General features: G+C 50.1%; 22 protein-coding genes, 1 other RNA gene and 1 riboswitch. Of the genes, 11 read left to right on the forward strand and 12 right to left on the reverse strand.

All coding sequences use genetic code 11. From position 1 onward, the window contains the following. Positions 1-56 precede the first annotated feature (56 nt). The 3 genes from ABDZ76_RS12775 to ABDZ76_RS12785 all read left to right on the forward strand — a co-directional run bounded on the left by ABDZ76_RS12775 (position 57) and on the right by ABDZ76_RS12785 (position 1,976). Positions 57-449 carry an RNA-binding S4 domain-containing protein gene (locus tag ABDZ76_RS12775; protein ID WP_343806088.1) on the forward strand — a complete coding sequence of 131 codons (393 nt, stop codon included), beginning with the start codon at positions 57-59 and terminating at the stop codon, positions 447-449. Between the two features lie 235 nt (positions 450-684). Next, positions 685-1,023: a ferredoxin FdxA gene (fdxA, locus tag ABDZ76_RS12780; protein WP_343806090.1), complete on the forward strand. Its 339-nt coding sequence runs from the start codon at positions 685-687 to the stop codon at positions 1,021-1,023. A gap of 383 nt (positions 1,024-1,406) precedes the next feature. Further along, positions 1,407-1,976, forward strand: a complete 570-nt coding sequence (locus ABDZ76_RS12785) for a CarD family transcriptional regulator (protein WP_184222571.1) — start codon at positions 1,407-1,409, stop codon at positions 1,974-1,976. A gap of 80 nt (positions 1,977-2,056) precedes the next feature. Here the strand turns inward: ABDZ76_RS12785 and cdlP are convergent, their stop codons facing one another. The 4 genes from cdlP to thiB all read right to left on the reverse strand — a co-directional run bounded on the left by cdlP (position 2,057) and on the right by thiB (position 7,267). Continuing rightward, positions 2,057-3,514, reverse strand: a complete 1,458-nt coding sequence (gene cdlP / locus ABDZ76_RS12790; protein ID WP_343806279.1) for a cell division protease CdlP — start codon at positions 3,512-3,514, stop codon at positions 2,057-2,059. A 384-nt stretch (positions 3,515-3,898) separates the two neighbouring features. Beyond that, positions 3,899-4,606, reverse strand: coding sequence for a thiamine ABC transporter ATP-binding protein (locus ABDZ76_RS12795; RefSeq protein ID WP_343806093.1), 708 nt, complete (start codon positions 4,604-4,606; stop codon positions 3,899-3,901). Then, positions 4,606-6,252 carry a thiamine/thiamine pyrophosphate ABC transporter permease gene (thiP, locus tag ABDZ76_RS12800; RefSeq protein ID WP_343806095.1) on the reverse strand — a complete coding sequence of 549 codons (1,647 nt, stop codon included), beginning with the start codon at positions 6,250-6,252 and terminating at the stop codon, positions 4,606-4,608. Before thiP ends, ABDZ76_RS12795 begins: the two co-directional genes overlap by 1 nt. A 10-nt stretch (positions 6,253-6,262) precedes the next feature. After that, positions 6,263-7,267 carry a thiamine ABC transporter substrate binding subunit gene (gene thiB, locus ABDZ76_RS12805; RefSeq protein WP_343806097.1) on the reverse strand — a complete coding sequence of 335 codons (1,005 nt, stop codon included), beginning with the start codon at positions 7,265-7,267 and terminating at the stop codon, positions 6,263-6,265. Positions 7,268-7,312: 45 nt separating this feature from the next. Further along, positions 7,313-7,428, reverse strand: a riboswitch (TPP riboswitch). Positions 7,429-7,513: 85 nt separating this feature from the next. Between thiB and ABDZ76_RS12810 the strand changes: the two genes are divergently transcribed. The 3 genes from ABDZ76_RS12810 to ABDZ76_RS12820 all read left to right on the forward strand — a co-directional run bounded on the left by ABDZ76_RS12810 (position 7,514) and on the right by ABDZ76_RS12820 (position 10,597). Next, the gene (locus ABDZ76_RS12810) at positions 7,514-8,143 is read left to right on the forward strand and encodes a thiamine diphosphokinase (protein WP_343806099.1); all 630 of its coding nucleotides are present in this window, start codon (positions 7,514-7,516) and stop codon (positions 8,141-8,143) included. Between the two features lie 118 nt (positions 8,144-8,261). Then, positions 8,262-8,546: a YMGG-like glycine zipper-containing protein gene (locus tag ABDZ76_RS12815; protein ID WP_184222563.1), complete on the forward strand. Its 285-nt coding sequence runs from the start codon at positions 8,262-8,264 to the stop codon at positions 8,544-8,546. 230 nt (positions 8,547-8,776) lie between these two features. Continuing rightward, positions 8,777-10,597, forward strand: coding sequence for an ABC-F family ATP-binding cassette domain-containing protein (locus ABDZ76_RS12820; RefSeq protein WP_343806102.1), 1,821 nt, complete (start codon positions 8,777-8,779; stop codon positions 10,595-10,597). 60 nt (positions 10,598-10,657) lie between these two features. Here the strand turns inward: ABDZ76_RS12820 and ABDZ76_RS12825 are convergent, their stop codons facing one another. From ABDZ76_RS12825 to ABDZ76_RS12850, 6 genes are all read right to left on the reverse strand, one after another. Further along, a complete protein-coding gene (locus ABDZ76_RS12825) occupies positions 10,658-11,398 on the reverse strand; it encodes a TerC family protein (protein WP_343806104.1) in 741 nt (246 codons plus the stop codon). A 181-nt stretch (positions 11,399-11,579) separates the two neighbouring features. Further along, entirely contained in the window at positions 11,580-12,404 is an 825-nt protein-coding gene (locus ABDZ76_RS12830) for a TIGR00282 family metallophosphoesterase (RefSeq protein WP_184222558.1), read from the reverse strand. Between the two features lie 9 nt (positions 12,405-12,413). After that, the gene (locus tag ABDZ76_RS12835) at positions 12,414-13,001 is read right to left on the reverse strand and encodes a 5-formyltetrahydrofolate cyclo-ligase (protein WP_343806107.1); all 588 of its coding nucleotides are present in this window, start codon (positions 12,999-13,001) and stop codon (positions 12,414-12,416) included. Between the two features lie 43 nt (positions 13,002-13,044). Beyond that, a non-coding RNA gene (gene ssrS, locus ABDZ76_RS12840) (6S RNA) lies at positions 13,045-13,203 on the reverse strand. Between the two features lie 109 nt (positions 13,204-13,312). Continuing rightward, the gene (locus ABDZ76_RS12845) at positions 13,313-13,648 is read right to left on the reverse strand and encodes a cell division protein ZapA (RefSeq protein ID WP_343806109.1); all 336 of its coding nucleotides are present in this window, start codon (positions 13,646-13,648) and stop codon (positions 13,313-13,315) included. An 11-nt stretch (positions 13,649-13,659) separates the two neighbouring features. Continuing rightward, the gene (locus ABDZ76_RS12850; RefSeq protein WP_184222552.1) at positions 13,660-13,932 is read right to left on the reverse strand and encodes a DUF4164 domain-containing protein; all 273 of its coding nucleotides are present in this window, start codon (positions 13,930-13,932) and stop codon (positions 13,660-13,662) included. 500 nt (positions 13,933-14,432) lie between these two features. Here ABDZ76_RS12850 and tkt point away from each other — a divergent pair, with 500 nt between their 5' ends. The 4 genes from tkt (at position 14,433) to ABDZ76_RS12870 (ending at position 20,071) form a co-directional block, all read left to right on the forward strand. Next, a complete protein-coding gene (tkt, locus tag ABDZ76_RS12855) occupies positions 14,433-16,427 on the forward strand; it encodes a transketolase (RefSeq protein WP_343806112.1) in 1,995 nt (664 codons plus the stop codon). 91 nt (positions 16,428-16,518) lie between these two features. Further along, positions 16,519-17,526, forward strand: coding sequence for a type I glyceraldehyde-3-phosphate dehydrogenase (gene gap, locus ABDZ76_RS12860; RefSeq protein WP_343806114.1), 1,008 nt, complete (start codon positions 16,519-16,521; stop codon positions 17,524-17,526). A gap of 73 nt (positions 17,527-17,599) precedes the next feature. Next, positions 17,600-18,790 (forward strand): phosphoglycerate kinase, encoded by a 1,191-nt coding sequence (locus ABDZ76_RS12865; RefSeq protein WP_343806116.1) that lies wholly within the window; start codon positions 17,600-17,602, stop codon positions 18,788-18,790. Positions 18,791-19,045: 255 nt separating this feature from the next. Then, positions 19,046-20,071, forward strand: coding sequence for a class I fructose-bisphosphate aldolase (locus ABDZ76_RS12870; RefSeq protein ID WP_343806118.1), 1,026 nt, complete (start codon positions 19,046-19,048; stop codon positions 20,069-20,071). A gap of 130 nt (positions 20,072-20,201) precedes the next feature. Here ABDZ76_RS12870 and ABDZ76_RS12875 read toward each other — a convergent pair whose 3' ends face one another. Both ABDZ76_RS12875 and ABDZ76_RS12880 read right to left on the reverse strand, forming a co-directional pair. Beyond that, a complete protein-coding gene (locus ABDZ76_RS12875) occupies positions 20,202-20,894 on the reverse strand; it encodes a DUF1013 domain-containing protein (protein WP_343806120.1) in 693 nt (230 codons plus the stop codon). A 224-nt stretch (positions 20,895-21,118) separates the two neighbouring features. Then, the gene (locus ABDZ76_RS12880) at positions 21,119-22,123 is read right to left on the reverse strand and encodes an NAD(P)H-quinone oxidoreductase (protein WP_343806122.1); all 1,005 of its coding nucleotides are present in this window, start codon (positions 22,121-22,123) and stop codon (positions 21,119-21,121) included. A gap of 189 nt (positions 22,124-22,312) precedes the next feature. Here ABDZ76_RS12880 and ABDZ76_RS12885 point away from each other — a divergent pair, with 189 nt between their 5' ends. Further along, positions 22,313-22,501: a DUF1192 domain-containing protein gene (locus tag ABDZ76_RS12885; RefSeq protein ID WP_343806124.1), complete on the forward strand. Its 189-nt coding sequence runs from the start codon at positions 22,313-22,315 to the stop codon at positions 22,499-22,501. The last annotated feature ends 92 nt before the right edge of the window (positions 22,502-22,593 follow it).

Below are 22,593 nucleotides of genomic sequence, written 5' to 3' on the forward strand. Positions count from 1 at the left end.
CCTGATTCGCCATTTGCCAAATTGGCGGCGCTGAAGGAACAGCTGAAGAAGTAATCATGAGCGTAGCAGCAGAAAAGCAGCGGATCGACAAATGGCTGTTTTTCGCGCGCGTGGTGAAATCAAGATCGCTGGCGGCAAAGCTTGCCGCCGGTGGTCATGTCAGGGTCAACGGACAAAAGATTGACCAGGCCTCTTATGGCGTAAAGCTTGGTGATGATCTGACCATCACATTAGAGCGTAAAATTCTGGTCTATAAAGTTTTATTGTTGGGTGAGAGGCGAGGGCCCGCACCGGAAGCACAATTGCTTTATCAGGATAACTCCCCCGCAATGCCTGCCAAAGATGATTTGACCAATGTCACAACCGGTTTGAGAGATGCCGGATCTGGTCGCCCGACCAAGCGCGAGCGCCGATTGACGGATAAATTGCGTCAGGTTTATCCTGATTGATAATCAGGCGGGGCTAATTAATAAATTTATGGTTTTTTGAGTGTAATTAGATTTTTGTAGTTCTCATCACTTTTAGTTGAAAATTCTAAGAGTGCAGTAAAAACTGCAAACTGTGTGCCATTTCACTTCTGCCCTGCGGTGAACCGTCACTGTTGCGTGTTTCTAGGCTTGTCATACGGCTTTAAAATCGTTACCTGACTGCTCAACGAATGCCTTTTCTGACTGGAGTTTGACTATGACCTACGTTGTCACTGACAATTGTATCCGTTGTAAGTACACGGATTGTGTAGAGGTCTGTCCTGTAGATTGCTTTTATGAAGGTGAAAATATGCTCGTCATTAATCCTGACGAGTGTATCGACTGTGGCGTTTGCGAGCCTGAATGTCCGGCCGAGGCGATCAGCCCCGACACTGAACCGGGTTTGGATAAATGGCTGGAGCTCAATACGGAGTATTCTGCCAAATGGCCGAATATTACGGTGAAGAAAGATGAGCTTCCTGAAGCCAAAGAGATGGACGGCGTGGCTAATAAGCTGGAACAGTACTTCTCCGCTGAACCAGGTTCGGGCGACTAAGCGATAAATTGATTATTACAAAACTGACTGGCTGAAGGAAACTTGCTTCGGCCAGCACGATTTTGTCAAATTCTTGCTTCTGTATGTATTTTGTGGTAGAGTGCCGCCAAAATGTCGGTCTCTGGACGTTAAGTCGCTACGTTTATGCGCTAATCTTTGATAGGATAAATACATTTACCGGATAAAATGACCCGGAGCGGTTAATCATGCTGATTGCAAACTGCTCATCATTAAGCCGGTCGATGAATTATGCTTAGCAGTGATTTTCAGAAAGTAAACTGACAATTTTATGCCTGCAAGTGCTTTTTTGAAAGCACGGGCTAAAAAGAATATCGCGTGTTAACCGGCGGAAGCGCCGGGCACAACAGGGAGTATGGAAGCGTATGTCATCCCAGCAGAAGAAGTCCCCAGCTCGTCAGGGTTTCAAGACCGGTGAATCGATTGTTTATCCCTCTCATGGTGTCGGCCAGATCGTAGCCATTGAAGAACAAGAAGTTGCCGGCCACAAGTTAGAACTTTTTGTGATCGATTTCGAAAAAGATAAAATGCGCCTTAAGGTTCCTGTAGCCAAGGCTCTGACTATCGGTATGCGCAAGCTTTCGGAAACTGATTATGTCGAACGTGCCTTGAAAGTTGTTCAGGGTCGTGCGCGTATCAAACGCACTATGTGGTCACGTCGTGCGCAGGAATATGATGCAAAGATCAATTCCGGCGATCTGATTTTCATCTCGGAAGTTGTTCGTGATCTTTTCCGCGCCGATAACCAGCCGGAACAGTCTTATTCAGAGCGTCAGCTTTATGAAGCAGCGCTTGACCGTATGGCTCGCGAAATCGCAGCCGTGAATAAAATGTCGGAAACGGAAGCAGTTCGTCTGATTGAAGTTAATCTGGCGAAAGGTCCTAAGCGCGGCGCCAAAGGCGAAGCTGAAGACGAAGAAGTTGAAGCAGCATAATTTTAATGCCTGTTTATTTAAAAAAGCCCGGTTTTCACCGGGCTTTTTTGTATTCAGATTAAGCTTTTTGAATTTGCCTCTTACTCGGAAATGAGTTTGACGCGGTCACCGGCTGAAAGCGTTGCCCCCATCGGCAGCGCATTGATCAGGCGGAAAAGCTCAAGCTTTCTGTCGGTGCCATACATGCGCTCGGCTAAGCTTGCGATGGTTTCGCCAGCCTTGACGGTCACAACGCGGATGCGCAGTGGCTTGATCGCGTCCTTCTGGGCTGGTGTCAGCATTTTGAAGGACTGGGTGATGCTTTGCGAGGCAGGCAATAAAGCATTGCTGCCGCGTGGCGCTGCGGTCAGGAAGCGGTAAACCTTATCGCCGGCTCCGATCACCACAATATCAAACTGCCAACGGTCGGCACTGGCGCGCGCGGTCGCTGCCGGTAGTCCATTGATGGTAATTGGGCGGATAGAGCTCTCATCAAGCCCTGTGACCCAGCCGGAAGAGATATAATCGGTAAGCTTCATACCGGATGGCAGTGTGGCACCGTCAAAACGGATGGCCACTTCACCCGGCCCGCTCGCCATAACGGCAGTGGCGGAATTATCAAGGCTGAAACCGGCAGGCGCGGTAAAGGTCAGGCCGAGTTTCGGATGAAGGAAGACCCGCTCGCGTACAAAGCCTTCATTTGGCGTGTCGCCGTAAAGCAGGCCATCAATACCGTTAAGGAAAGAATCGCGGTCAGTTGTGCCGACACCGGGTGCACCAATGCGGCGCGCATGTCCCATTGCCAGTTCAATACGCTGCGGCGTGGCCGGATGGCTTGCCAGAAAGTCGAGGCTGGCATCTGTCGCACCCGAGATCGAGCGGAAGCTTGAATAGGCCTCCATTGATTGCAGGAAGCGCGGCGAGGCAAACGGATCATAGCCAGCTTCACCGATCATGCGGATGCCGATTGAGTCAGCCTGTAGCTCTTGATTGCGTGAGAACTGTGCAAGTTTCAGCTTGCCGCGAATGAGAGCTTCACGTCCGGCCGCTTCATTATGTAAAATCTCAGAAGCAACACGGCTGGCAATAGCTGTCTCAGCTTCTTTTTCCTGACGCAGGATGCCGTGATTGGCGGTGACATGGCCCATTTCATGCGCAATCACTGCCGCGACTTCGGAAGAGTCATTGGCAAGCGCGAGCAGGCCGCGTGTCACATATAAAAAGCCGCCGGGTAATGCGAAAGCATTGATGTTGGGGCTATCAAGAATAGTGATGCGGTATGTCTGATCCGGCTTGTCCGAAACCGTTGTCAGTTTCCCGACAATTTTGGCAACCATGCGCTCAAGCTTGGCATCTTTATATTCACCGCCATAGGTGGCCAGAATACGCGGATGCTGCTGTGCGCCAAGCTGTGCCAGGCGGTCATTGCGGCTGACATTGGCAACGGTTACCGGATTATCGGACGGGCGCAAGCTGTCCGGATCACTGAAATCCATCGTCTGGCAGGCACTGAGGAAAGACAGACCTGCCAACCCTAAAATAGTCAAAGCTTTGCGCATACCGCGGTTGCTTACCGAAGTGCTGACAAGACCATTTTTTGAGAGGCTCAATGTTGCATCATCGGATGATTTTGAGCGGAGAGGGCGGAGAGGTTTTATTGTATTCCTCGCTTTGATAACGGATCTGTTTTTATTATCTTGAGCCCAAAAAAACGATCTGTCTTTTTTGCTTCTTGTGAGCTCGTGACGAAAACGCTTCTGACTGAGTTAAGTTGCATGAATATTGTTTTTTTAATGTCAGCTTCATGCAAGTAGGCAGCTTTGACGCGAATAATCTGCTGCCAATTTAATTATTTAACGGCCAAGTGTCCAGTGTGTCACAGGTAACCATGACATTAATATTTCGTTGTATGAGAGAAGGATAAGCCTTGACCGGCTCAAGGCTTATCTCTGGTTGCCCATATAATGCTGCAAGGCTTGCGGCCCGGAAGGCGAGAGCAGTTCGGCTGCTTCTCCGGTTGCACTGATGTGGCCATTTTCAATAAAAATCAGCCATGTTTTCAGGCGCAGGGCATCTTCCGGCGTGTGCGTTACCATCAAAACGCTCATGGCATTTTCTTGTTGCAGCGCATCAATCAGATCAAGCATTTGGTGGCGAAGAGCAGGCCCCAATGAGGCAAAGGCTTCATCCAGCAATAAAACCGGCTTTTGACGCACAAGTGCACGCGCTATGGCGACACGCTGGCGCTCACCGCCCGACAGAGCTTCAGGCTTGCGATGTTCTTTGCCATTTAAACCGACGCGCTCAATGGCTTTTGAAACAGCGATATGGTCGGATGGTGTTAATTTCAAACGGCTGGAACGGCCAAGCCCGACATTTTGTGCCACATCCAGATGGGCAAACAGATTATTATCCTGAAACACCATCGAGACGGGGCGCTCAGATGGTGCAAGATTGCTCATATCCTCACCATCAATCATCACCTTGCCGCTTAGCGGTTTTTCAAAACCGGCAATGATGTTGAGCAGGGTTGATTTACCCGAACCGCTGGGGCCGATAATGGATGTGATACGGTTTGCAGGCAGCTTTGTGTCAAAGTGCATCTGCATTTCACCATAGTTAAACAGCACATCATCAATGATAATCGGCATTAATCAGCTTTCTTATTAAGATTGGCCTTGGCCGTGCGATCGGCAATCATCATCAGGAAAAGGCAGAGTACACTTAAGATAAGCGCAAGCCCCGCAGCATCAAGAGTGCGATAACTGCCCATGCGTTGCAGTAACAAATAGGGCAGTGTCGTGAGCGCATCACTGCCAAAAAGCGCAATGGTGCCAAGATCGCCCAAAGAGAGTGCAAAGGCAAAAGCAAAGGCGATAATGGCTGGTTGACGCATTACCGGCCAGTCGATCAGGCGTAAACGGCTGATGCCTGAAATTCCTAGTTGCGCGCATAATTGATTGTGATTAGCGGCGGCATTGTCCCATGCAGGGCGGATGAGACGCACGGCAAAAGGCATCGCCATTGCTGCATTGACGGTAATGACCATTGCTGCTGCAAAAGAAAACGGGTTACCGAAATTGCGCAACAGAATGAACCAGCCTGCGCCTAAGATAATCGGCGGTACAACCAGTATCAGGCTGGAGCCGGTTTCAAGCGCATTTTGATAGAAGCGCGTTAAGGAGCGTGGTTTGATGTTCAGTGTTTGGCTTGCGCTATATTCACGCGCAATGACCAGCGCGAAGGAAAGCAGCACTGATAAACATGCCGATGAAGCGCCAAGCCAGAGACTGGTGAAAATCGCATTCCACACAGCCGCTTCACTGAGCAGTCGTGAAAAATCGGCCATGAAAGAAGAAGCCACAATGCCAACCACCGGACTGGCAATAAAAACAAAGCCAATCAGAATGATGGCGTAATTACAAAGACGTGTTTGTATTTTGACATTGTCATAGCGCTTGGCTGTTATTTGCAGTGAAAATCCCTCTTCGCTCGGGCGTCCGAAAAAACGTAACAGTGCCAGAACCGAAAGTGTCAAAATAAGCTGCATCAGTGTGAGGGCTACAGCGCGGGTCAGATCAAAATCAAAATGCAGTGCTTGATAAATCGCAACTTCCAGTGTGGTGGCACGCGGGCCGCCGCCAAGGGTTAAAACGGTAGTGAAGGAAGTGATGCAGAGCATGAAAATCAAACCGGTAATACCGGAAAGATTGCGCCGGATGACAGGCCATTCAATCAGCCGGAAACGCGCAAAATTGCTCATGCCCAATTGTGCGGATAGTTTCCAGTAATCCGCTGGGATGGTTTCCAGATTGGCTAAAATCAGCCTTACTGCCAGCGGCATATTGAAAAATACATGTGCCAGCAAAATACCGGTAAGGCCGTATATATTGGGCACAAAGGAACTGCCGCTCAAATCAAAAAGATAAGCGATCAGGCCGTTGCGGCCATAAATGGCGGTGATACCTAAAATAGCTACCAGCGAAGGCAGCACCAAAGGCAGGGTAAAGAGCCGCAAAATAAGGGCGCGGCCATAAAAGTCATGCGATGCATGTAAAGCACGTGCCAGCGGAATTGCGACAGCGACAGACAGCAGGCTGGAAAGCAATGCCTGTAAAAGCGTGAAACGTGTGATGCGCCAGACATAGGCATCAAAATTGGCAAAGACCGAGCCTTCGCCAACGGCTAACCATGCAAGTGATAAAAGTGCGCCGCCTGCCAATAGCCCCAAAAAGGCGAGAGCAAAGCTCCCGCTGAGAGGTTTTATGATGGAAGATTTATATCGGCGCACTTGCATTTATCCGCTTTTATTTACTTGAGGCGTTCAGCCATTCGTCGATCCAGTCTTTACGATTGGCGGCGACATCTTCGGATGAGATTTGCAAGGTTTTTGCAGGTTTTACCAGCGCATCAAAGGCCGGATCAAGCGGCTTGGATGTTTTGGCTACAGGGAACATCCAGTTGGTTTCCGGGATGGCATCCTGAAAACCGGGTTCAAGCATGAAAGCCAAAAACTGTTTGGCGAGCGGGTTTTTCTCACCCGTTTTGGTCATGCCAGCCACTTCCACCTGCAAATAATGCCCTTCTTCGAAAGCCAATGCCTGATAGCGGTTGGTCTTGTCAGCGATCACATGATAGGCGGGTGAGGTGGTGTAAGAAAGCACCATCGGCGCTTCGCCTTTGGTGAACAGGCCATAAGCTTCAGACCAGCCCGGTGTGACGGTGAGGATGCGCTTTTGCAATTGCTCCCATTTATCAGCGGCTTCATCACCGTAAACTGCCTTCATCCAGAGCAGCATGCCAAGACCGGGGGTCGAGGTACGGGGATCTTGCAGTACGATTTTTTGAGACGCATCGCCCTCAACCAGTTCTTTCAGGCTTTTAGGCGGATTTTGCATTTTCTCGCTGTCATAGACAACAGCGAAATAGCTGTAATCATAGGGTACGAAAACATCATCCTGAAAATCACCAGGCACATTGATTTGGGCCAGATCAATGCCACTTGGAGCAAAAAGGCCTGATTTATGGGCATCCGCAATCAGGTTATTGTCGAGGCCAAGCACGATGTCGGCTTCGGTTTTGGCGCCTTCCAGTTTCAACCGGTTAAGCAGTGCCACACCATCAGCTGCTGCTACGAATTTAACTTCGCAATCGCAGACCGCTTCAAAATTTTCTTTTACAACAGGTCCGGGCCCCCATTTGGAGGTAAAACTATCATAGGTGTAAACGGTGAGGGTATCTTTTGCCTGTGCTACATGAGCCATGCTCAGCATGATGGCCGCGGACGAGGCGAGTAAAGACAACAGCCGCATAATGCGTCTCCTTGAGTTATCAGGTTCAAAAGGATCATGCGTCGGAAGTTGACAGCATCTAATCCCTCCGCCGGTACAAACCGGATCAGGTTCAGCGGGTTAGCCGGATATAGCGGCCTCTCAGCCTGATGTGAAAACAGCAGGCACCCCGTTAGAGCAGCTTTATATTAAGCATTTCCAAGGCTTATCGCAAGTCATGCGTAAAGGAGCTTTTCGGGGCGGGATGTGCATGTTATGAGCAATTTCATGAGCACATTTGTCATTCTTCTCGGCGGCGATATGGCCGTCACGGATCGCTTGCGCGCCCAGATTAAGGGCGCACGCTTTTTAGCTGCTGATGGCGGTATGCGCCATGCGCTGAGTTTAGGTGTGGTGCCGGAATTATGGCTGGGTGATTTTGATTCCACCGCTGCTGATCTGCTGGAAAAATTCAAAGACGTGCCACGCCAGACTTTTCCGGTTGCAAAGGATATGACTGATGGCGAATTGGCGCTCAACGAGGCCTATCGTTTAGGTGCAACCCGTGTGATTCTGTGCGGTGCTTTTGGTGGCGAGCGCACTGACCACACACTTTTGCATCTGACAATGGCCACAAGACACGCCATTGAGGGGCGTCAGATTTTGCTATCCAGTGGTTTTGAAGAAGCCATGCCGCTGGTGCCGGGCAATTATCAATACGATCTGCCGGATGGTTCGGTTTTCAGTATTTTGAGCTTTTCAGAGCTTGAAGGCCTGACAATTGAGCAAGCAGAATGGCCTTTAGACAAAATTACGCTGCCTTTAGGCTCGTCTTTAACAGTTTCTAATGTTGTGCGTGGAACTCTTTGTGTTTCTTTGCGTTTAGGTCACGCAATACTTATTGCAAAACTGTCATGAAAAGACTTGACGAACAACAGCTAATATAATGTAAGCTAGTTGTAGCAGGACTACCTGCAAGCGCCGAATTGGGGACGCAAGGTCGGTGGTTTTCAACGTATAAAGGGAGATTTCTTCCATGAAATCACGTCTTACTATGATTGCAGTCGCAGGATTGCTCGCATTCTCAACCGCTGCTTGCACAACCAATGAGCAGCGCACAGCTGGTTATGGTGTTGGCGGTGCAGCACTTGGTGCATTGGCTGGTGGTGCAATTGGCGGCAATGGCCGTGGCGCGCTGACCGGTGCAGCTATTGGTGCGGTTGCCGGTACATTGCTGGGTGCATCCACAACCCGCAATGGCGTGCAATATTGCAAATACCGCGACCCATATGGCCGCGTCTATGAAGCTCCTTGCCAATAATAGCACCTTAACCGGTCATTTATTTGCAAGCCTGGCTTGAAATTATTAGAAACAGGTCGGATTTTCCGGCCTGTTTTTTTGTGCGCGAAAGTCAGTTTTTTGGTAAGTGCCGGTTAGTTTTTGCTTAAGGGAATGAGACGTTATTTGACAGAAGGCTTTTTCTCGACGACAAGCAGTGCAGTTGACCTTTGCTTTTGTAAAAAGCACCTGAAAAGAAGTAATCATTATCCATGGCACCACCACCACTTTTACGTCTTGACCAGATTAAACTGACATTTGGCGGCACACCGCTGCTTGAGGATGCTGGCTTGTCGGTCAGTGAAGGTGAGCGCATTGCGCTGGTCGGACGTAATGGTTCTGGTAAATCCACACTTTTGAAAATTGCAGCCAGCATGGTTGAACCAACCAGTGGCGAAGTTTTTAAACATCCGGGCGCAACCATCCGTTATCTGGCGCAGTCTCCTGATATGGATGGCTTTGCCAATGTGCGCGCTTATGTGGAGGCAGGCTTGGGGCCGACGGATGATCCGCATCGCGTTACCTATTTGCTGGAGCATCTGGGGCTGACGGGTGAAGAAACACCGCAGCAATTATCTGGTGGTGAAGCGCGGCGTGCGGCATTGGCGCGGGTGATTGCCCCGCAGCCTGATGTTTTGCTTCTGGACGAACCAACCAACCATCTTGACCTTAATACGATTGAATGGCTGGAAGATGAGCTGCGTCAGATACGCTCGGCGATTGTGCTGATTTCCCATGATCGTCGTTTTTTGGAAAATGTCAGCCGCTCCACCATTTGGCTGGATCGTGGCGTGACACGCCGCATTGAACAGGGCTTTGCGCATTTTGAAGAATGGCGCGACAAAATACTGGAAGAAGAAGAACGCGATCTGCACAAACTTGGCCGTCAGATTGTGCGTGAAGAACATTGGCTGCGCTATGGTGTGACCGCACGTCGTAAGCGCAATATGCGCCGTCTTGGCGAATTGCATTCGATGCGAGCTGAGTTTCGCAATCATCGCAAAGCGCAAGGCACGGCCGTGCTGGCTGCAAGCGACAGTAAAGAATCCGGCAAACTGGTGATTGAAGCCAAAGGTTTGAACAAAGCCTATGGCGAACGTGTGCTGGTAAAAGATTTTTCCATCCGCGTGCAGCGCGGTGATCGTATAGGTCTGGTCGGGCCAAACGGTGCCGGTAAAACGACATTGCTTTCGATGCTGACCGGACAATTAGCGCCTGATTCAGGCACATTGCGTCTGGGCGTTAATCTGGAAATGGCGGAGCTTGATCAGAAGCGTGAAAGCCTTAATCTGGATGATACGCTGGCGCATTACCTGACCGATGGTCGTGGTGAGAGCCTGATCGTCAATGGTGAGCAGCGCCATGTGGTCTCATATATGAAAGACTTTCTGTTCCAGCCGGAACAAGCGCGCACGCCAATCCGTGAGCTTTCTGGTGGTGAGCGCGCGCGTTTGATGCTGGCGCGGGTTCTCTCCCGTCCGGCCAACCTGCTCATCCTTGATGAACCGACCAACGATCTTGATATGGAAACGCTTGATCTGTTGCAGGAGTTGGTTTCAGCCTTCAACGGCACTGTTATTCTGGTCAGCCATGATCGTGACTTTCTCGATCGCACCGTTTCATCAGTGATTGCGCCGGAAGGTGACGGGCGCTGGCTGGAATATGCCGGTGGCTATGCCGATATGATGGCGCAGCGTAAAGAGCAGGCGATTGCCAAACGTCAGGTGGCAAAGGCTGCCAGCGCTGCGGCTGGCAGTGATGGCGCAGCAGCTCAAGCACCAAAGCGTGATGAAAAGCGTAAGCTTTCTTATAAGCAGAAATTTGCGCTCGAAACATTGCCGGGCAAGATTGATGCTTTGTCTAAAGAGATCGATGTGCTGGAAGCCAAAATGGCTGATCCGCAGCTTTATGCCAAAAATCCTGATCTTTTTGCCAAGGTTGCCGCCGAACTGGAGAAAAAGCGCAGTGAAAGCGATGCGTTTGAAGAGGAATGGCTGGAGCTTGAAATGCTGCGCGAAGAGATTGAAGGCTAACGCATTTCAATATGGATATTTAAAAAGGCCGCTCAAACGAGCGGCCTTATTTATTGAGTATTATTGTTTGCGTCTGCGGCGTGCCAGCATATTGAGCGCTTCCACCAAAGCAGAAAAGCCCATAGCGGCATAGATATAGCCCTTCGGCACATGATAGCCGAAACCGTCAGCAATCAATGTCATACCGATCATCAGCAGGAAGCCCAGCGCCAGCATGACGATTGTCGGATTGGCAGCAATGAACTTTGACAGCGGATCAGCGGCCAGCATCATCACGGTAACAGCGGCCAGAACTGCAATCACCATAATGGCGATTTCATCGGTCATGCCAACAGCGGTGATGATCGAGTCTACCGAGAACACCAGATCAAGCAACAGGATTTGCACAATGGCGGCACCCATTGTCATGGTAACAGCGCCGGAAACAGACGCGTCTTTTTGTGCTTCAGGGTCGACGGTATGGTGAATTTCCTTGGTTGCTTTCCAAACAAGGAAGAGACCACCCGTCACCAGAATAATATCGCGCCATGAGAAGCCGTTACCAAAAATTTCAAATACCGGCTCGGTCAGCTGAACGATAATAGAGATGGTGAACAAAAGCAGCAGACGCATAATCAAGGCAGCTGAAATGCCGATACGCCGTGCTTTGGATTGCATTTCTTTGGGAAGCTTATTGGTGAGGATGGAAATAAAGATGAGGTTGTCAATACCAAGTACAACCTCCATAACCACCAAGGTGATCAGCGCTGCCAAGCCTGTCGGGCTGGACAAGAAGGAAAAATGTTCCGCGATAAAGTCCATTAATGCTTTCTCTCTGGTTTTCAGAGCAATTTTAGCGGAAAAAGAATAACTCCCGTCATGAACTGCGTCGGAAAAGAACAATAAATTTCAGATGCAGAAAAACTGTCTGGTATATTGATATCACCAGACAGTAACCCCGAAAGCAAAAAGTAGGGATGCTATTTTGAAATTACAAGCGTCTTTAAGCCCAAAAAGATGGGATTGTTTGCTGTAAATGCGCGCCGATACGTAATGGCTCAATTTTTTCGGCCAAACCGGTACGGTCAGAAATTTCAATGCCGACACCACAAATAGTGGCCGGACCGGACGCGACTTCAAAGCGACCTTTTGGCACTTTGGAGAGGAAGCGGTTGAGCGGCTCTTCTTTATCCATACCAAGGGATGAATCATAATCGCCGCACATGCCCGCATCAGACATATAGGCGGTGCCATTGCGCAGGATTTGGTAATCCGCGGTTGGCACATGGGTGTGCGTGCCGACAACGGCGCTGGCACGACCATCGACAAAATGGCCGAAACATTGTTTTTCGCTGGTGGCTTCGGCGTGGAAATCAAAGAAAACCACATCAGCCTGTTCGCCAAGTGGGCAGGCTTCGAGGATTTTTTCGGCAGCCAAAAACGGATCATCCAGATCAGGGTGCATGAAAACACGCCCCATAATATTGGAGACGAGTACGCGTGCGCCGTTTTTGGCCATGTAGACACCGGAGCCGTGACCGGCTGTGCCTTTAGGAAAATTGGCCGGACGCAGGAACTGTTGTTCGCGGCGCGAAAACTCCAATGCTTCGCGCTGATCCCAAACATGGTTACCAGTGGTAACGACGTCTGCGCCTGCGCGGATCGTATCATTGAAGATTTCTTCCGTTATGCCAAAACCGCCAGCAGCATTCTCGCCGTTGACGATAACGAAATCCAGTTTCAGGTCAGAAACCAGGCCCGGCAGCTTTTCATAAACAGCCGTGCGTCCTGTCCGACCCACCATGTCACCCAAAAATAGCAATCTCATGAGATGTCTTTAATAACGTGTTTGAAAAAAACGCAAGCCATTCTCAGTCACGATTTTCTCAAGAGGCACATCATGTGGCTCATCGGGCACGCATGGAAGTTCCTGACAGGTATAGGCAAAGCCGATCAGTTCGGGAAAATGATTGGTTGCGTGGAGGCTTGAAATGTAGCGGTCATAATAACCGGCACCATAACCAAGGCGGTGGCCTTGGCTGTCAAAACCGGCAAGCGGTATCAGCATGACATCAGGGCGCAAAATGGGTGCGGTTTTATCCGGTGCCATGGTGCCAAACCCGCAAGGAATGAGCGCCTGATTTTCTTGCCAGAGCCGGAAACAAATTTGGGTTTTATTTAGAATAACGGGTAAGCAGATTAATGCGCCTCGTTCACGCAAACTATGAAGGAGAGGGCGCGGATCGATCTCGGAACGGATCGGCCAGAAGCCGGAAACGATCTGGCCGCTTTGGATATTCAACTCATCCGCATAGTTTTCAGCAATAGTGCGGGCAGCTTTATCTCTGAAATCGGGCGTGAGCGCATCACGTTTGGCCAGAACTGCATTGCGCAATCTTTGTTTTTCAGTGAGGGAGTTTGGCACACTATACATCCGTTGACAGATGGAAACGGCTAAAAGAAAAAAGTGGCGACCGCGACGACCGATGGAAGTGTTTGATCCCGGGTGCCTACAAAGTAGGTGGGCGCCATATGCGAAGACCCACGAGCCTTCACAGGGACAGCTCCCTAAGAGATCAGTAAGGCCCCGGGGATGCTGTTACCCCTGTCGCGAAGCGCAGTACGCCGAGAACGAATATAATCTTTCACATGAAAAATTACCAGTGCCCGCAGCACTTAAATATTTAATTTTATTGATGATCTGAAAGAGGCATGTGAGGGCTGTTTGTGCTGGCTTTATGAACCGGGGCGCGGGGCAATCCGGTTTGCCAGTTGTTCGATACGTTGCGCCATGTCGTTGAGAACATGGGTTACGCTTGCATCATTGCGATTGGCTTGCGAAGAGACTTCTTCCAGCGCTTTGACGCGCTTTTGCATCTCGTTCAGTTCGTCCATCACCATAATGCCAGCCATGACAGTGAGGCGCACATCGCCGATTTCGCCAAATGAAGATTTCAAGTGACCGACATATTGGTCAAAACGGTCGGCCAGTCCGGTCAGGTGTTGCTCCTGTCCTTCATCGCAGGCCATACGGTATAATTTGCCATCAATCGTAACGGTAACAGTTGCCATAATGCTCCCCCTTAGCGATCCAGCACAGCGCGAATGGTTTCCATCGCTGTTACCAGCCGGCGGGATACTTCACGATTAGCAGTTTCAAGACGTTCGGCACGGGCTTCGGAATTGTCCAGTTCCTGAGCCAGTCGGCTGCGGTCGGCATTCATGCGCTGCACTTCTTCCTCAGCTTCGGCAAAATCACCTTCTTTATCAAGGCGGAGATCAACAGCCTGTTCCAGCCCGTTCAGCGCCTTTTCCAGTCGCTCCAAAGCTTGTGTGAGGGTCGTTTCCGGCGCCATTATCAACCTTTCCAGTATATGTTCCGACCGATCAATAAGACCTTTGAGAACATTGCACAAACAAGTAAAATTACTTGATGCCTGTGACAATACGGCCAAACATAAAATCGGGAGCGGCTGATTGTTTTTTTGATACCCACCCGCCCGATTGTTTAAGATACGCAATCAGCAGGCCGTTTAAAAAACTGGCAAAAAACCGGTTCGAATCGCGCCCGCAATTGCGCTTTATTTTTGTGACTGTAATAATCACTGTGCTGATAAGCAACAAATCACGGCAATAAGGCGGCACTCATACACTGGAATCAGCGGTAAATTGATGCAGCACATATCAAAAAACCATAGTTTTGACCTCTCATCCACGGTTCAATCGATTAGTTGATGCGGGTTTATCGTTTGAGAGTGTATCGTTTTATTGACTCCCAAGGTGCAGGTGCTATGTGTCCGGTGCCTTCAAATTTCGCCACAAGCGCTGAACGTTTCATGGAAAGACAGCAGAGACCATGACCAATTCCGACAAACAAAACCAGTTGGCCAACGCAATCCGCTTCCTCTCGATGGATGCAGTGGAAAAAGCAAATTCCGGCCATCCGGGATTGCCGATGGGTGCGGCTGATATCGCCACCACTCTTTACACCCGTTTTTTATCTCATGACCCACAGAACCCGCATTGGCCGGATCGCGATCGTTTCGTGCTTTCCGCAGGCCACGGCTCGATGCTGCTTTATTCGGTTCTGTATCTTTCCGGTTATGAAGATATCACCATCGATGAAATCAAAAAATTCCGTCAGATTGGTGCACGCACTGCCGGTCATCCGGAATATGGTTATGCCGCTGGTATTGAAACCACAACCGGCCCGTTGGGTCAGGGTATTGCCAACGGTGTTGGTATGGCGCTTTCCGAGCGCATCCTGAATGCCAAATTCGGCGACAGCATTGTTGACCACTACACATATGTGCTGGTTGGCGATGGTTGCTTGATGGAAGGTATCAGCCAGGAAGCTATCGGTCTGGCCGGCCATCTGGAGCTGAACAAGCTGATCGTTCTTTGGGATGACAACAACATCACCATCGACGGTGCGGTTTCGCTCTCCGATAAAACTGATCAGGTTGCCCGTTTCCAGGCTTCAGGCTGGAACACAAGTTCTGTGGATGGTCACGATCAGGAAGCGATTGCCAAAGCAATCGAACAGGCTAAAACTTCACCAAAGCCAACCTTCATTGCTTGTAAGACAGTGATTGGTTTTGGTTCGCCAAACAAAGCCGGCACCAATAAAGTTCACGGTGCAGCTTTGGGCGCAGAAGAAATTGCGGCTACCCGTAAGGCACTGAACTGGTCCGCAGAACCATTTGTCGTACCCGCAGAAGTGCTGGATGCATGGCGTTTGGCAGGCCTTAACGCTGCCAAAAAGCGTCTGGAATGGGAAAAGCGTTTTGCTGCTCTTGATGCTGATACCCGCGCCGAATTTGAGCGCCGTCAGCGCGGTGAACTGCCGATCGGTTTCGATCAGGCAATCATCGATTATAAGAAGAAGCTTTCTGCTGACAAGCCAAAGGTTGCTACCCGTAAATCTTCGGAAATGGCACTGGAAGTCATCAACGGTATCGTTCCTGAAACCATCGGCGGCTCTGCCGACCTGACCGGTTCTAACAATACCAAAACCAGCCAGACCAATGCTGTAACACCTGAAAATTATGATGGCCGTTTTGTCCATTATGGTATTCGTGAACACGGTATGGCTGCTGCGATGAACGGTATGGCGCTGCATGGCGGCCTCATTCCTTATTCCGGCACTTTCATGTGCTTCTCGGATTATTGCCGACCGGCCATGCGCTTGTCCTCGCTGATGGGCATCCGCGTTATCTATGTCATGACCCACGACTCAATCGGTCTTGGTGAAGATGGCCCGACCCACCAGCCGGTTGAACATCTGGCAGTGCTGCGTGCTATTCCTAACCATCTGGTCTTCCGTCCGGCCGATGCTGTTGAAGCCGCAGAATGCTGGCAGCTGGCGCTGGAATCCCAGAAGACCCCGTCGACACTGGCTCTGACCCGTCAGAACCTGCCGACTGTGCGCACCACCCACACAGATGAAAACCTGTGCGGTTATGGCGCTTACGAATTGGCCGGCACTGATCAGGATGCACAGGTCACTCTGTTTGCAACCGGTTCGGAAATCGAAATTGCAATGAAAGCCAAAGCGATGCTGGATGAGAAAAACATCCCTGCACGCGTGGTATCGGTTCCTTGCTTTGAACTGTTTGAACAGCAGAGCGACTCTTACAAGGCATCGGTTCTGGGCAATGCACCGGTTAAAATTGCTATTGAAGCAGCTCTCTCCCTTGGCTGGGAACGCTTCATTGGCGAAAACGGTGTCTTTATCGGCATGAAGGGCTTTGGTGCTTCTGCTCCGATTGAAGACCTTTACAAGCATTTTGGCATTACTGCTGAAGCCGCTGTGGAAGCAGCTGAAGCCAAGCTGAAAGCCGCTGCATAAACAGCGAAGTGATTGATTGCGGGGTGGTTTTCGAACAGCCCCGCAAGACACGCAGTTTTTTAATCAACCCACCCGGAAGATGAGAGATAAAATGGCAGTTCGCGTCGCAATTAATGGTTTTGGTCGTATTGGCCGTAACGTCCTTCGTGCCATCGTTGAATCGGGCCGCACCGACATTCAGGTCGTAGCTATCAATGATTTGGGCCCAGTTGAAACCAATGCGCATTTGTTGCGTTATGACAGTGTTCATGGCCGTTTTCCGGCAAAAGTCACTGTTGATGGTGATACAATTGATGTGGGCTACGGCCCGATCAAGGTTCATGCTGTTCGCAACCCTGCCGAACTGCCTTGGAAAGAAGAAGGCGTTGATATTGCGCTGGAATGCACCGGCATTTTCGCCACACGCGATAAAGCTGCGGCACATCTGGAAGCTGGCGCCAAGCGCGTTATCGTTTCCGCTCCTGCTGACAATGCCGATCTGACCGTTGTTTATGGTGTGAACCATGACAAGCTGACCAAAGATCATCTGGTTGTTTCCAATGCGTCTTGCACCACCAACTGCTTGTCACCAGTGGCACAGGTTCTGGATGCAACCGTTGGTATCGACCACGGCTTCATGACCACCATTCACTCATATACCGGTGATCAGCCAACGCTCGACACGATGCACAAAGACCTCTACCGCGCTCGTGCGGCAGCTTTGTCGATGATCCCGACCTCAACCGGTGCTGCTAAAGCCGTTGGTCTGGTTCTGCCAGAGCTTAAGGGTAAGCTGGACGGTGTTGCAATTCGTGTACCGACACCAAACGTCTCTGTTGTTGATCTGACTTTTGTTGCCAAACGTGCAACCACTGTTGAAGAAATCAACAATGCTATCCGTGAAGCTGCCAATGGCCGTCTGAAAGGCATTTTGGGCTACACTGATGAATCGCTGGTATCAACTGACTTCAATCATGATCCGCATTCATCCGTATTCCACATGGATCAGACCAAAGTGATCGATGGCACCATGGTGCGCATCCTGACCTGGTATGACAATGAGTGGGGCTTCTCCAACCGCATGAGCGACACTGCTGTTGCTATGGCTAAGTTCCTCTAAGATAAAATCAACGCCCCTTTTGCTCAAAGAGGGGCGTTTTTCATGTGTTCTATTATATACAGAGAGAAAACCGATGGCTTTCCGCACTCTCGACAATGCTGACGTTCAATCCAAACGGGTTCTGGTACGCGTTGATCTCAACGTACCTGTTGCTGACGGTCAGGTCAGTGATGCCACCCGTATTGAGCGCATTTTGCCAACCATTCAGGAACTGCACAAAAAAGGTGCCAAGACGATTTTGCTGGCACATTTCGGCCGCCCGAAAGGTGAGGCTGTTGCAGAATTTTCGCTGAAGGTTGTGGTTAGCGCATTGCATAAAGCACTGGGCTTGAAAGTTGCTTTTGCGGAAGATTGCATCGGTGAAAAAGCGGCTGCCGCTGTCAGTGCAATGCAGGACGGTGATGTTTTGCTGCTTGAAAATACCCGTTTTCATAAAGGCGAAGAAAAGAACGACCCAGAATTTGCCAAGGCACTTGCTGCCAATGGCGATATCTACGTCAATGATGCCTTCTCAGCGGCGCATCGTGCTCACGCATCCACCGAAGGTCTGGCACATCTTTTACCTAGCTTTGCTGGCCGTGCTATGCAGGGCGAGCTGGAAGCTTTGGAAAAAGGCCTGGGCGCACCGGTGCGTCCGGTTGTGGCCATCGTTGGCGGCGCAAAAGTTTCCACCAAGCTTGATTTGCTTTCCAACCTGATTGAAAAAGTTGATGCACTGGTGATCGGCGGCGGTATGGCCAACACATTCCTTGCTGCTCTTGGTCACGATGTGGGTAAATCTTTGTGCGAGCATGATCTGGCTGATACAGCACGCGCTATTATGGCTAAGGCTGAAACAACCAAATGCGCTATCGTTCTGCCGATTGATGCGGTTGTGGCATGGCATTTTGCCGCCGATGCACCGCACCAGACCTATGGTGTGGATGCAATCCCTTCTGATGGCATGATGCTGGATGTCGGCGCGCAGTCGGTTGAGCGTATTACTTCCGTTATTGATGACGCCTCAACGCTGATCTGGAATGGTCCGCTCGGCGCATTTGAATTGCATCCGTTTGATGCATCAACCGTTGCCATTGCCCGTCATGTGGCAGAGCGTACCCGTCTGGGTAAGCTGGTTTCTGTTGGCGGCGGCGGTGATACGGTGGCGGCGCTGAACCACGCGAAGGTTGCAGATGACTTCACTTATATTTCCACCGCAGGCGGTGCTTTCCTTGAATGGATGGAAGGCAAGCCTTTGCCGGGTGTGGATGCATTGAAGGCCTGATCAGTCTTTCAGATTTGTTTTAAAATAAGCCCTGCCGTTTTTTCGGCGGGGCTTTTTATTTTATGCTCGCACAAATTCGCAAACAGGATTAGCCTGTGGATCAAATCTGTTGCAGTTTAACGATTATTAAAAAAACTTGTTCGAACTAAATCGATTGAATTTATTTCAATCGTTTCAAATAGTTGGTGGGCATTTGTTTTATCTGCCAGTTCTGCTATCGGCAAACCAAGCTAACTTTTACAGGAGTTTTTGGGTATGACCGAACGTCTTGAAGATATTGCAGTTGCCATGGTGGCAAGTGGTAAGGGCATTCTTGCAGCCGACGAAAGCTCCGGCACAATCAAGAAGCGCTTCGATTCTATCAATGTAACATCAACCGAAGATGCACGCCGTGATTACCGCGAAATGCTGTTCCGCGCTGATGATGCGATGAAGAACCATATCTCCGGCGTTATTCTTTATGACGAAACCCTGCGTCAGAAAGCCAAAGACGGTACACCGCTTGTTGATGTCATGCGCAATGCAGGCAGCATTCCTGGTATTAAAGTGGATATGGGTGCCAAGCCATTGGCAGGCTTTGAAGGTGAAACCATCACCGAAGGTCTGGATGGTCTGCGCGAACGCCTGACAGAATATTATGCACTGGGCGCACGTTTTGCTAAATGGCGTGCTGTTATCTCGATTTCTTCTGCACTGCCAACCTACGGCGCCATCAAGCAGAATGCACAGGCTTTGGCTCGTTATGCAGCACTTTGTCAGGAAGCTGGCATTGTTCCTATCGTAGAGCCGGAAATTCTGATGGACGGCGTACCAGGCGACCATTCCATTGACCGCAACTATGAAGTGACCGATGCAGTTCTGAAATCTGTTTTCAATGAACTTTATGATGCCCGCGTAAAGCTTGAAGGTATGATCCTCAAGCCAAACATGGTTATCGACGGCAAAAACGCCCGCAAAGCATCTGTTGCTGAAATCGCAGAAAAGACCGTACGTTGCCTGAAAGCCAATGTGCCATCTGCTGTTCCAGGTATTGCATTCCTCTCCGGCGGTCAGTCGGATGTTGAAGCAACTGCAAACCTCAATGCGATGAATGCAGGCTTTGATATGCCTTGGAACCTTACCTTCTCTTATGGCCGCGCATTACAGGCAGCAGCTCTGAAAGCTTGGGGCGGTAAGGCTGAAAATGTTGCAGCTGGTCAGAAAGCCTTTGCACATCGCGCCCGCATGAACGGCTTGGCCGCAGAAGGCAAGTGGAGCGAAGCTCTCGAAAACGCCGGCTAATAAGCCTGAATTAATAAAAACCCCGCTTGAAGCGGGGTTTTTTATATCTGCTGTTTGCTTTGAAGTGCCGGTAGGAATTAAAAAAAGCCGGAACTCTTTTTCAGGGTTCCGGCTTTTATTAGAAGATCTATTAAATTTCTTCTTCTTCGTCGTCTGAGGCAGCGCCTTTAAGCGAAGACAGTTTGGCAAATACCTTGTCGGCATCCAGCTCTTCTTCTTCAGCCGCACCACTGTGATAATCACGGTTTTCAGTGGCGGTTGCTGGCATCAATGTCGGATCGATTTCCGGTTCTGCCGGACGATTGCGAGCTGCACGATCCACTTCGATATCCAGATCAATCTGGGTGCAAAGGCCAAGTGTTACCGGATCCATCGGGGTCAGGTTGGCTGAGTTCCAATGGGTACGGTTACGGATCTGCTCAATTGTTGACTTCGTCGTGCCGAGCAAACGGGAAATCTGTGCGTCTTTAAGCTCCGGATGGTTGCGAACCAGCCAAAGAATGGAGTTCGGACGATCCTGACGCTTTGACAAAGGCGTATAGCGGGCACCTTTGCGCTTTGGCTCTGGAACGCGCACTTTCGGCTCTGACAATTTCAGACGGTGGTTGATATCTTTTTCACCGAGTGCAATTTCTTCGCGCGATAGCTGGCCAGTCATGACTGGATCCAAACCTTTGATGCCCTGCGAAGCTTCGCCATCTGCAATGGCTTTCACCTCAAGCGGGTGCAAACGACAGAAATTTGCGATCTGATCAAAAGACAGAGCTGTATTGTCGACAAGCCAGACGGCCGTTGCTTTCGGCATAAGAAGCTGGGTGGCCATTAGATATAATCCTCTTGTTCGTCCGCTCCGGTGGCGCGGGACGTGGGCAAAAACCACAATTTCCGGGAAATTCAAATCTTATATATATGTTTATTTGCTGGTCGGCAAGAAAACCCTGCATGAAGTCGCATTGTTTATCTTCAACTTTGGTGATGAGGCAGGGCAGTTTTTCAGAAAAAGCTATGATAATGGGCGGATTTTAACTGAAAAACTGCGCTCTGCGATCAACGAAGCTTCAAAACGATTTTGCCAATATGGTTACCGTCTTCCATACGCTTATGGGCAAGATGAGCCTCTGCAAGCGCGAAGCTTTGATCCATAACCGGTGCAATCTGGCGTTTTTCAAGCAGCGGCCAGACTTGGGCTTGCAGTGCTGCGGCAATGCCAGCTTTAAATTCGACGGAGCGTGCGCGCAAAGTAGAGCCGGTATGGGTCAGGCGTTTGGTCATCAGGCGGGCAAAATTGGCCGTGGACTTAGCACCGTTTAAAAATGCAATTTGTACAATGCGGCCATCCATGGCGGCGGCCTGATAGTTGCGGTCAACATAGTCGCCGCCAACCATATCGAGAATCACATCCGCCCCTTTGCCCTTGGTGGCTGTTTTGACGGCTTCGACAAAATCCTGCATTTTGTAATTAACGGCAATGTCGGCGCCGAGTTTCAGGCAGGCATCGCATTTTTCATCCGATCCGGCGGTGGCAATGACAAAAGCGCCGAACGCTTTGGCCAGCTGAATGGCTGTGGTGCCGATGCCGGATGTGCCGCCGTGAACTAAAAAGACTTCGTCTTTTTTTAAATTTCCGCGCTCAAATACATTGTGCCAGACAGTGAAAAAAGTTTCCGGAATGCAGGCAGCCTCTTCATAGCTGAAACCGTGCGGCACCGGCAAAGCATTGCTTTCATCAACAACGGCATATTCTGCATAACCGCCACCTGCAAGAAGTGCGCAGACTTTATCGCCGATTTGATAGTGGCTGGTTTGCGCTCCCACGGCCACCACTTCACCGGCAATTTCAAGACCGGGAATATCGGAAGCACCTTCGGGCGGCGCATATTGGCCAAGGCGTTGCAACACATCAGGGCGGTTAACACCGGCTGCATGCACGCACACCAAAATATCCCTTTCTTTCAGCTCAGGAATGTCGCGGCTTGTCAGGCTTAAAACATCAGGCGAACCGGCCTCTTTAATTTCGATGGCCTGCATTTTTTGAGGGTGCTGCGGGTGCATGATGGTCTCCTGATTGCTTTAAAATGTCCGAGGCAATTTTAGGGGTGCTAAATCGGTTTATTGGGGTATGATAAATATTTGTGTGGCTGCTTTAAGGGGGGCGTGGAAAGCAGTCATACGGGGGGGCATTATTGGCTGTTTGCCAGTATGGCTTGTTGAGTGACGGATATTGACTGGGAGGAGTATACCATGTCCGGCTTTCTGGAAGAAACCATTGAGGTTTATCATAAATATAGCATTGGTGATGATCTCACAGACCTCTCCGTTTCCGAAATTGAGCAACTGATCGACCGGCTTCATCATGAGATTGATCGCCTGCGGGAAGAGCATAGTCAACGAGGAAGCAGTCGCGCGCAAGCCGAGGCACTGTTCCGCTGATAACTCAGGCTTTTTCAATCCTTGTGTCACTCTTTGTATGAAAAAGGCGTGACGCACTGAAAATAAATATTTTTATTATGAAAATCACCATA

The sequence above is a fragment of the Paenochrobactrum glaciei genome (assembly GCF_039522165.1).
Classification (GTDB): domain Bacteria; phylum Pseudomonadota; class Alphaproteobacteria; order Rhizobiales; family Rhizobiaceae; genus Paenochrobactrum; species Paenochrobactrum glaciei.